This is a genomic window from Deltaproteobacteria bacterium (genome assembly GCA_011773515.1).
GTDB lineage: Bacteria > Desulfobacterota > Deferrimicrobia > J040 > J040 > WVXK01.
The window spans coordinates 41,348-51,420 of record WVXK01000048.1; the positions used below are offsets into that span (position 1 = coordinate 41,348).

The following is a 10,073-nucleotide window of genomic DNA, read 5'->3' on the forward strand; positions in this document are numbered from 1 at the left end:
CTTCTGTGAGTTCGAAGTTCACCCTTCCCCCCGTCTCAATCTTTTAGAATCGCGCTTGCGATAACGAGGCGCTGAATTTCCGATGTGCCCTCGTAAATTTCCGTGATCTTCGCGTCTCTGAAATACCTCTCGGCGGGATACTCTCTGATATAACCGTAGCCGCCATGTATCTGGATGCACTTGACCGCCGCCCTCATGGCAGCCTCGGATGCAAAGAGCTTTGCCATCGACGATTCCTTGCTGTACCTTTCGCCTCTGTCCTTGAGGTATGCCGCCTGGTACGTCAGGAGTCTCGCGGCTTCTATTTCGGTTGCCATATCGGCTATCATCCACTGTATCGCCTGGAAGCTCGATATGGCCTGCCCGAACTGCCTGCGCTCCTTCGCATAGAGAACGGAGTCTTCCAAACACGCCCTGGCTATGCCGACTGCCTGAGCAGCTATGCCTATCCTCCCGGCATCGAGGGTTTGCATTGCCACTCTGAAGCCCATCCCCTCGTCGCCGAGCCTGTTTTCAACGGGTACCTCGAGGTCCTCCAGGATGAGCGATGCCGTCTCTGATGCTTTGATGCCCAGCTTTTTTTCGCACTTTCCGACCGTGACGCCTTCGGACTTCATATCGATGATGAAGGCCGTGATCCCCTTGTGCCTCTTTTCCTTGTCCGTCATGGTAAAGAGGATGCTGTAATCAGCCCTTGGCGCATTGGTGATGAAGTTCTTCGTCCCGTTCACGACATAGTGGTCACCCTTCCGTTGGGCAACGGTTTTTTGCGAGCCCGCGTCAGAGCCTGCCCCCGGTTCCGTGAGCGCGAAACATCCGAGATTTTTGCCCTCCGCAAGAGGTGTGAGGTATTTTGTCTTTATCTCCTCGCTTCCATATGAGAGGAGTGGCTCGCAGACAAGGGAATTATTGACCGACATGATCACCGCCGTGCTGGCGCAGGCCCTCGATATTTCCTCCATGGCAATAGCGTAGGAAACATAGTCGAAGCCTGCACCGCCATATTCCTCGGGAACGGACATGCCCATCAAGCCCAATTCACCCATCTTTTTCACGAGCTCTTCAGGAAACCTCGATGTCTCGTCGAGTTCAGCCGCCTTCGGGAGCACTTCCTTTTGAGCAAAGTTTCGGGACATATCCTGCACCATCTGTTGTTCTTCGGTTAGGTTGAAATCCATCCCACTCTCCCCTCGTGTATTACTCGCCAGCCAATTCTCTATATATTAATATATTATTCTTAATTAACATATATTTAATAACTTATTACTAAATATACAATTTAACTATCTCACTGTAATAGCATGATATGTTGCGCAAATATTATTTATCATTACGCGGCGATGGGCTCCGAATCCTTTCATATCATTTTCCCTTGAAATCCGGCTTTCTCTTCTCGAGAAATGCATTGACTCCCTCCGTGCTGTCTTCCGTGGCAAAACAGAGGGCAAATGCATTCAGCTCAAGGTAGCATCCATCGTTGAGGCTCGCCTCAAATCCTTGATTGATAGCCCTTTTTGCCGCGTAGAGCGCAAAGGGGGCTTTTTCGGAAATTTTTTCAGCAATTTTCATCGTCTCCTCCATGAGTGAGGAGGCGGGAAAGACACAATTAGCCAGTCCAATGTCGTATGCTCTCCTGGCATCTATGTGCCCCCCCGTCAGGACGAGCTCCTTCGTTCTGTTGCGCCCCACGAGGCGGGGCAATCGCTGAGTCCCTCCCATACCCGGAATGATGCCGAGATTTATCTCCGGCTGTCCGAAAATAGCCTTCTCGGATGCGATGATGAGGTCGCAGGACATCGCGAGTTCCATGCCGCCTCCGAGGGCAAATCCGTTCACCATTGCTATAATCACTTTCGGGCTCTTCTCTATCGAAAACGCCAGTTCCTGCCCCTTTTCGACAAATTCGAACACTTCTTTTGGCGACAGTGAGCTGAGGTGTTTCAGGTCGGCACCGGCGACGAAGGCCTTTTCCCCGGCCCCGGTAATGACGATGACCGCAATGTCGTCTCTCTGTGACAGTTCCTCGATAGCTCCTTTCAATTCAGAGATAACCGTACTATTCAGGGCGTTGAGTGCCTCAGGCCTGTTGATGGTGATAATAGCGACCCTGTTTCTTTCCCCGACAAGGATTTCCTTATATGCCATCACGGCCTCCTCATTCGTATTGGAAAAATCCCCTTCCCGATTTTCTCCCGGTGTGGCCTGCCTCGACGAGCTTCCTAAGAAGCGGGCATGGCCTGTACTTGGGATCGCCCAGACCTTGGTGAAGCACTTCCATTATGGAAAGACAGGTATCCAGTCCGATGAGATCCGCTAGGGCAAGGGGGCCCATGGGGTGATTTGCGCCCAGCTTCATGATCTGGTCGATGTCATCTGCCTTCCCGACCCCCTCATACAGCGCGAAAATGGCCTCATTAATCATGGGCATGAGAATTCTGTTTGCGATAAAACCGGGGTAATCATTGGCGGGCACGGGAACTTTACCCATTTTTTCCGCAAGCGCACAAACAGCGGCAAAGGTCTCATCGCTCGTCAAAACTCCCCGGATGACTTCCACGAGGCGCATGAGGGGAACGGGATTCATAAAGTGCATCCCGATTACCCTGTCGGGCCTCCCCGTCACTGCAGCAATCTTCGTGATGGAGATCGAGGATGTGTTGGTGGCAAGAATTATCCCTGCCGGCGCGATTGAGTCGAGCTTTTCAAAGATACCCATTTTCAGATCTTCATGCTCAGTTGCCGCCTCAATTACGAAGTCGACACGGGAAAAAGCGTCTAATTTCGTAGTGACCTCGAGGGATGAGATGTATTTTTCCCGATCGCCGGAACTGATTTTTCCCTTTTCGAGGAGCTTTGAGAGGCCGGAATGGATTTTTTTCTCACTTCTTTTGAGTATTTCTTCCGATACATCCTGTATGATGACTTCGCAGCCGGCCGTGAGTGACACCTGTGCTATTCCCGTTCCCATCTGGCCTGCCCCTATTATGCCTATTACGTTCATGGTCCCGGTCCCCCCGTCAGTTCATTTCTATACACACCGCCACGGCTTCCCCGCCACCTATGCAAAGCGTTGCCACGCCCCTTTTAAGCTGCCTTTCTTTCATCGCATAGATGAGGGTCGTGAGAATCCTTGCCCCTGAGGCCCCGATCGGGTGACCGAGCGCCACGGCACCGCCGTTGACGTTCACCCTGTCACGGTCGAGGCGGAGGCTTTGGATGGCGGCTATAGCCACTCCCGCAAATGCCTCGTTTATCTCCCACAGGTCGATGTCGTCCGCCGTGAGGTCGAGCTGTTTCAGAAGACGGTTGGACGCCTCGATTGGCGCAACGGTAAACCACACGGGATCGAGGCTCGCCGTGGAAAAACCGACGATTCTTGCAATCGGCTCGATCCCTTTTCCCTCTGCCACGTCGCCTCCCATGACAACGAGGGCAGAAGCGCCGTCGTTTACCTTGGAAGCATTTCCCGCGGTAACCGTTCCCTCTTTTTGAAACGCAGGTCTGAGTGTGGAGAGCGTATCGAGTTTTCCTCTTCCGGGCTCCTCGTCTTCTGATACCATGACAGGGTCTTTGCTCCTCCGGGGAACGGAAACAGGCACTATCTGGTTCTCAAATCTGCCGTTATGCATGGCATCGAGGGCGCGCCCATAGCTTTCGCGAGCAAACTCATCCTGCTCTTCCCTGCTTATTTTGTGCTCCTTGGCAAGGACTTCAGCACAGTTTCCCATGTGAATATCGTTGTAGACATCCCAGAGGCCATCTACGATCATGTGATCGTAGATAGTTGCATTCCCCATCCGGTAACCGGCTCTTGCCTTGTCGAGAAGGTATGGCGCCTTCGACATGTTTTCCATTCCTCCCGCTACGACGATGTCGCTCTCTCCGGTCATAATCGACTGTGCGGCGAGCATAACGGCTTTCAGGCCCGAACCGCACATCTTGTTGATCGTCAGGGCACCGGCGCTCACGGGGATTCCAGCATATATCATCGCCTGCCTTGCAGGAGCCTGTCCTGTTCCCGCGGGCAAAACGTTTCCCATGATGACCTGATCGATATCTTCCTTAGCAACGTTACTCCTCTCTACCGCGCTTTCTATGCATATCGCACCGAGCCCGGGTGAAGAAATGCCGCTCAATGCTCCCTGGAAGCTCCCTATCGGTGTTCTTACCGCAGATGTGATGACCGCATCTCTCATCTCTTCCTCCTTGATCTCTCTGTATTGCCCAGCTCTTCTTCGAGTTTTTCCTTCATCCTTTTCTTATATTCCAGTATCTCTTTTTTCAGGGTGCTGAGTTGATTTATCCTTTCATCAACTTTCGTTGCATTCTCTTCAAGGAGCTTGATAAGTTTCGGCAGCACCTTGACATTTGTCTTGTGAATCCTGTAAATCTGCTCGAGCTCCTGCATCTCGGCGAGAGAAAGGCCGAGCAATTTGAGTTTCTTGATAAACTTGAGCCGTCTTATTTCCTCTTCCGAGTATACCCTCTTGCCATGCTCGACCCTCTTGATGCTGTTCAAGAGGCCGATCTCCTCATAATAGCGGATGGTTCGGATCGATAGATTCAGGATCTTCGAGACTTCCCCGATCTGGTACTTTTTTCCGGTCTTTTCAGCCAATGTCCCCACCTTACGTAAACTGGCAAGATTATCTTACTATAATGCACTCGCTTGTCAAGATATTATTGGTATGCCGCGCATTGATCGCTTCCTGACGCCTGCCGGATAACGTCAGCGGAAAAATCTCAGCGCCTGTTTTTTTCCAAGGAGCCTGGCGAAATGCCTAAATTAAGATACCTGTTTTACAAAATAAATTGGAGCAACTTCCTATATCTTCGGGGGCGTCGCCTTTTCGACGCCCTCCTTGCCCTCTGTTCTGTTATCGTAGAATCGCGTCGTGGGATAGGCAAAGTCGATATCGTTGTGCTCCGAGAATGCGCTCAAAACCATTTCCCATAAATGACTGTCCGTCTCCCTTCGTTTCGTTGGCTCACAGATATACCTCAGATAGAAAGTAACCCCATAGTCGGCCACTTGAGTCCACACGGAAGGATAAATATGTCTGAAGAAAATCATATATTTCCGTGAAGCATTCTTGAGTTCCTGGTGAAAGTTGTGCATTGTCTCTTCGGACTGCTCATTCACAATGTAGGTGAGAATCTCTTTGGCCTTCTCCCAGTTGCTCTCGAAGGTGATGGTGAGTGCCAGCTCGTTCCATATGTAGTTGAATGCCTCGTTGTAGTTCGTGATCGATTGTTTGAAAATCCAGCCGTTTGGAATGTGTATTACCCTGCCGGTGCTCTGGTCTCCCCCCGTCCAGACACCGACCTCCATGAGGGAAAACATGAACATTCGAATGTCTATTACATCACCCATGTGCTGCCCTATCTCTATCCTGTTTCCCAGCGAAAATGGCCGCCTGAAGAGAATGAAAAGCCAGGCGGCAAAGTTTACCACGAGATCCTGGAGGGCTATTGCAAGACCGGCAGAGAGAATACCAACGTAGGCGAGCAGGCCCGTCCCCCTCAGCCAGATCGAACCGATGATTACCAGAACCAAAAAGCCAAGGAAGTAGTTGGTCAACTTCGTCGCGAGATACCGCGTCTGGGAATCATCGCTCCTGTTTATGATGAGGGCATTGAGAACTCTTCTCAAAAAGAGGTAGGTCAGTATTATGACCAGAGAAACGATTATCCTGCTGAGAATGTTCGAATCTATTCCGATCTGACCGGCAATAAATTCTAAAATGGAGATGGCTTTTGCTTCGGCCACACCTTCATCCGTCTACGGAGAAATCTCATGCATGTAACTATTCCTGCATCCGCAACCCTTTATCTTCGAAAAACTCAAGGTATTCGTAAATGATGTCAAAGTGTATCTGCTCCTCAGCGGCAAGCAGGTCGTAAAAATGTTTCTCATTTTGGTCTTTTGCTTCATGAGAAAACTTTTCGTACATCTCCCTTCCCTTGAACTCCAGTGCCAGCGCGTTTCGAAGCGCCGTCACCTCTTCCTGGGCAAGAAGGGTCTCCTTTTTTAGCTGTTTCAGCGCATCCTTGAACACTTTCGCCTTGTCCGAGGTGGATGAAAGGGTCGCTTTTTCCGGAAACTGCCCTTTTTCCTTGAGCTCGGCGGAGATGCGCTTTATGTCCTCCATGTGCTTCACCTCCATCATCGCAAGATATTCATATATCTCCTTCGTCAATGGATCTCCAGATTTTTCCGCTGCCGTCGTGAAAAAATCTCTCCCTTCTTCCTCGAATTTCAGGGCCTCTTCCAGAGGGGTTTTTCTTTCCGCCATTTCGATCCTCCCTGTTTTATTCCGTATTGGGTGATATTTTAACTCAAAAACGTTGCCTCATGGGATTTTATTGCCCTCTGCTCCTTTCTTCCTGATCGATCAACTCGTATCGATACCGATAGAGAGCCTCACCGAGCCTGCACGTGGGGGGAACGTCGAAAGGCAAACCTGCGGTTGCCAGGCCTTCGAAGGCATCGTCGGTATGAATTATCTCCTGAAAAAAAGTCGACTCCGGCGGAAACCGCGAGGGAACAGATAACAGAAGCGAATAATCACCCCTGTAAAGAGCCATAATCCTTGCCTCGGAAGGGATGGACCAGAGGGAGGGGAGCCAGGATTCTATACCCTTCTTTCCGCAAGAAAAGGATTCTATCAACTGCCTGCTCAACTTCAGCGACTCTCTGAAAAAGTCTAATTCACGCTTCAGCCTCACCCCGTCATACTCCCTTCCGGTGCTCCTGGTGAGCGCTCGGGCCAGCTTCTCCACCAGGAGGATGGCATCGATTGCCCTGTCCACCCTGTCAGCCACGTGTATCATACCCCTGGACTCCGGGCCGATGATCTCGAGGCGAACACTGATCGAAGCCTCACCCCGGCCGGTCAAAAATTTTTCATAGGCTGGATATATGCCCCATGTGGAAAAAAGGGGATCGAAAATGAGTGGTGCCTCGGCTACCGTCTTTTCAGGCTTTTCGAAGAAGCGGTGTTCTTCCTTCTTCCTTTTACAAATAACCTTCTCCTTGCTTTACCCTTGCGACCCTGTTCCCTGGTTGATCACCGCAAGAATCACCGCCTCCTTATGTCCTGCGCTGTGCACGTGGTGGGGAAGGCTTGAGTTGTAATAAATCGAATCACCCTCCTCGAGAATGTCGGTATAGTGATGGAGAATCACCTTGACTTTGCCCGACAAAACGTAGATGAACTCCTCTCCATGGTGAACGCTCAGCTTCGGTTTTCTGCCCCCGAGTGGTTTCAACCGGACGACAAAGGGCTCCATGTTTCTGCCCTTCTTTCCCGCACCGAGTGATTCATACGTGTAATCTTCCGCGGCACCGTCTTTCATTGCAACCCGCGAAACTATTTTTCTGTTTTTTTCCCGCACGATAGAAAAATCGTGTTCCTCCCCCTCGGATAGAAATGCACTCACGCCCAGATTGAGCGCATTGGCAATCTCAACGATTACGCCAAGCGGGGGGGAAATCATTCTGTTTTCAATCTGGGTGAGGATGGCCGAACTGAACCCCGTTTTTTCGGCAAGGTCCTGTACTGTCAGCCCCGCTTCCTCACGCCTTTTCCTGATAACCTCTCCCACCTTTATCTCATCGCTGACGGGCTCTTTTTCGATTGCCCCTCTCTCCCGGGCAATCTTTTCCATGATCTTGTCAACCGATTCGTCCCTGTCTCTCTCTGGCAACTTTCTCTCCCTCCTTTATGGCTTCCCTGTTCAGGGGTATGAGCTTTTCGTACCTTCTGGATATCACTTTCGGCAGGCAATCGATCAGCGACTCGATGAGAACCGCCTCCGATTTGTGGACAAAGGCCCCCAGGGATACCATGCTTGCCAGTTGCTGGCTTCCCACCCTCTCAGCGATGTCATTTGCCGGCAGGCAGACCAGCTCGATATCTTCCCGGTCAATTTGGTGCGTATCACAGAGCGATGAATTTACGATCACCGTCCCACCCTCTTTCACATCCCCGAGGTATTTCACCAGTGAAGGGCCGTTCATGGCAATGAGGGCCATCGGGTTGCCGATAACGGGAGACCCTATTTCCCTATCGGAGATGATAACGGTACAATTTGCCGTACCTCCTCTCATCTCCACGCCGTATGCGGGGAAATAGGTTACGTTCCTTCCCTCGCTTATCCCCGCGATGGAGAGGAGATTTCCAATCATGAGTATTCCCTGGCCGCCGAATCCCGAAATCACAACATCCTGGTACACGGGTCCTCACCCTCAAATAAAGTCGCCATGCTCTCTGTGCTTGAACTCACCGAGGGGAAAATACGACATCATCTCGCTGGCAACCCTCGCGTTTGCCTCCGACGGTTTGAGCCTCCAGTTTGTCGGGCAGGCCGAAAGGATCTCCACCATGGAAAATCCCATCTCCTTTTCCTGGATCTTAAACGCCCTGAGAAGAGCCTGTTTCGCCTTTTTTATATGAGCCGGTGACGATACGGCCACCCTTGCCGAGAAAGCCGTTCCCTCGAGGGTCGCTATGATTTCCGCCATTTTTATCGGGTAACCGTCGTTTTTAAAATCCCTTCCGTAGGGAGTCGTGGTGGTTTTCTGGCCGAGCATGGTAGTGGGCGCCATCTGGCCGCCCGTCATGCCGTATGTCGTATTGTTCACGAATATTACGGTTATGTTCTCACCTCTGTTGGCAGCATGGATGACTTCCGAGGTCCCTATTGCCGCCAGGTCGCCATCTCCCTGGTAGGTAAAGACGAACCTTTCGGGGATAGACCGCTTTACACCGGTAGCGACAGCGCTTGCCCGCCCGTGAGGGGCGTCAATCACGTCGACATCGATATAGTTGTAGAGGAATACCGAACACCCAACGGATGCCACCCCGATAGTTCTCTCCCGCAGATTTAACGTGTCGATGGTTTCGCAGAGGATCCTGTGAATGATGCCGTGATGGCAACCGGGGCAAAAATGGGTGCGAACATCCCGCAGTGACCCCGGGCGCTCAAAAACTTTTTTCATAGAAGATGTCTCCATTATCCACCTTTTCCCCCCTGTTTGCTTTCCCGATGACGGAAAAAATCTCTTCCGGCGTAAGCAGCTGGCAGGGCCTGCCGTAAAACTCTATTTTTTCGTGGTCGGAAGAGGACCTCCTGACGTCGTCGATCATCTGCCCGGTATTCATCTCCAGGACGATGACCCTCTCCAGCCTGGAGATTGCATCCTTTACCTGTTTTTCGGGAAAGGGAAAGAGAGTTATCGGCCTGAACAGGCCCACTTTAATACCCTTTTCTCTCGCCCATTGAACCGACGTCTTTGCAACCCGTGCTGCGGTGCCAAAAGCAACGAGGGCAATCTGCGCGTCATCGAGGTGATACTCCTCAAAAAGCACTTCTTCTTCTGCCATTTGCCGGTATTTACCCGACAGCTTCCAATTGTGGACCTCGATTGCGTTTTCCTTCAGAAAAAGAGACGAAACCTGCCGCGTTGACCTGCCGGCGCACCCGTCAATGATCCATGAGCGGTCGAACGAAAAGAGAGGCTCATAGGGTTTTTCGAAAAAGGGCTCCTTCATCTGCCCGATAATTGCGTCCCCGAGAATCATGGCCGGGTTCCGGTACTTGTCGGATACATCAAAGGCCCTCATCGTGAGATCATACATCTCCTGAACGGAGTGGGGGGCATAGACCGGCGTCCTGTAATCTCCATGCCCTCCTCCCCTGGTTGCCTGAAAGTAATCTCCCTGTGATGGGTTGATACCGCCGAGTCCCGGACCCGACCGCGAAATATTTACGATAACCGCCGGAATCTCCATGCCACACAGATAGGAGATCCCCTCCTGCATCAAAGAGATACCCGGGCCTGAAGATGAGGTCATAACCCGTTTCCCTGTCGCTCCCGTCCCGATAATGAAGTTGATCGTCGCCACCTCGCTCTCGGCCTGCAAAAATACCCCTCCCAAGCCGGGAAGGTGTTCCGCCAGGTATTCGGGGATGTCGTTCTGGGGTGTGATGGGGTAGCCGTAATAAAATCTGCACCCGGCACTTATCGCGCCCTTGCAAATAGCCTCGTTCCCTTTGAGGAACAGAAC

12 protein-coding genes are annotated in these 10,073 nt (G+C 51.6%); all 12 read right to left on the reverse strand.

The genetic code is table 11. From position 1 onward, the window contains the following. Positions 1-35: 35 nt before the first annotated feature. The gene (locus tag GTN70_04590; GenBank protein ID NIO16260.1) at positions 36-1,178 is read right to left on the reverse strand and encodes an acyl-CoA dehydrogenase; all 1,143 of its coding nucleotides are present in this window, start codon (positions 1,176-1,178) and stop codon (positions 36-38) included. A gap of 184 nt (positions 1,179-1,362) precedes the next feature. Beyond that, positions 1,363-2,145: a hypothetical protein gene (locus GTN70_04595; GenBank protein ID NIO16261.1), complete on the reverse strand. Its 783-nt coding sequence runs from the start codon at positions 2,143-2,145 to the stop codon at positions 1,363-1,365. A gap of 10 nt (positions 2,146-2,155) precedes the next feature. After that, entirely contained in the window at positions 2,156-3,001 is an 846-nt protein-coding gene (locus GTN70_04600) for a 3-hydroxybutyryl-CoA dehydrogenase (GenBank protein ID NIO16262.1), read from the reverse strand. Positions 3,002-3,017: 16 nt separating this feature from the next. Next, on the reverse strand, positions 3,018-4,196 hold the full coding sequence (locus tag GTN70_04605) for an acetyl-CoA C-acyltransferase (protein NIO16263.1): 1,179 nt from the start codon (positions 4,194-4,196) through the stop codon (positions 3,018-3,020). Then, positions 4,193-4,618, reverse strand: coding sequence for a MerR family transcriptional regulator (locus GTN70_04610; GenBank protein ID NIO16264.1), 426 nt, complete (start codon positions 4,616-4,618; stop codon positions 4,193-4,195). The genes GTN70_04605 and GTN70_04610 overlap by 4 nt, the downstream gene beginning before the upstream one ends. Before the next feature lie 207 nt (positions 4,619-4,825). Next, positions 4,826-5,770: a mechanosensitive ion channel gene (locus tag GTN70_04615; GenBank protein NIO16265.1), complete on the reverse strand. Its 945-nt coding sequence runs from the start codon at positions 5,768-5,770 to the stop codon at positions 4,826-4,828. A 37-nt stretch (positions 5,771-5,807) separates the two neighbouring features. Next, positions 5,808-6,296 (reverse strand): hypothetical protein, encoded by a 489-nt coding sequence (locus GTN70_04620; GenBank protein ID NIO16266.1) that lies wholly within the window; start codon positions 6,294-6,296, stop codon positions 5,808-5,810. Positions 6,297-6,363: 67 nt separating this feature from the next. Continuing rightward, positions 6,364-6,834, reverse strand: a complete 471-nt coding sequence (locus GTN70_04625; protein ID NIO16267.1) for a hypothetical protein — start codon at positions 6,832-6,834, stop codon at positions 6,364-6,366. Positions 6,835-7,041: 207 nt separating this feature from the next. Further along, entirely contained in the window at positions 7,042-7,710 is a 669-nt protein-coding gene (locus tag GTN70_04630) for a cupin domain-containing protein (protein NIO16268.1), read from the reverse strand. After that, on the reverse strand, positions 7,679-8,239 hold the full coding sequence (locus tag GTN70_04635; GenBank protein NIO16269.1) for a 2-oxoacid:ferredoxin oxidoreductase subunit gamma: 561 nt from the start codon (positions 8,237-8,239) through the stop codon (positions 7,679-7,681). Before GTN70_04635 ends, GTN70_04630 begins: the two co-directional genes overlap by 32 nt. A 12-nt stretch (positions 8,240-8,251) precedes the next feature. Further along, positions 8,252-9,004, reverse strand: a complete 753-nt coding sequence (locus GTN70_04640; protein NIO16270.1) for a 2-oxoglutarate oxidoreductase — start codon at positions 9,002-9,004, stop codon at positions 8,252-8,254. Beyond that, positions 8,988-10,073: 3-methyl-2-oxobutanoate dehydrogenase subunit VorB (vorB, locus tag GTN70_04645; protein NIO16271.1), on the reverse strand; the 1,086-nt coding region annotated here is incomplete at its 5' end. The genes vorB and GTN70_04640, both read right to left, overlap by 17 nt.

Excerpts from the sequence above, each read along its gene's own strand:
- GTN70_04605 (NIO16263.1), bottom strand. The coding sequence starts at position 4,196 with ATGAGAGATGCGGTCATCACATCTGCGGTAAGAACACCGATAGGGAGC.
- GTN70_04600 (NIO16262.1), bottom strand. The coding sequence starts at position 3,001 with ATGAACGTAATAGGCATAATAGGGGCAGGCCAGATGGGAACGGGAATA.
- GTN70_04625 (NIO16267.1), bottom strand. The coding sequence starts at position 6,834 with ATGATACACGTGGCTGACAGGGTGGACAGGGCAATCGATGCCATCCTC.
- GTN70_04620 (NIO16266.1), bottom strand. The coding sequence starts at position 6,296 with ATGGCGGAAAGAAAAACCCCTCTGGAAGAGGCCCTGAAATTCGAGGAA.
- GTN70_04590 (NIO16260.1), bottom strand. The coding sequence starts at position 1,178 with ATGGATTTCAACCTAACCGAAGAACAACAGATGGTGCAGGATATGTCC.
- GTN70_04595 (NIO16261.1), bottom strand. The coding sequence starts at position 2,145 with ATGGCATATAAGGAAATCCTTGTCGGGGAAAGAAACAGGGTCGCTATT.
- GTN70_04640 (NIO16270.1), bottom strand. The coding sequence starts at position 9,004 with ATGAAAAAAGTTTTTGAGCGCCCGGGGTCACTGCGGGATGTTCGCACC.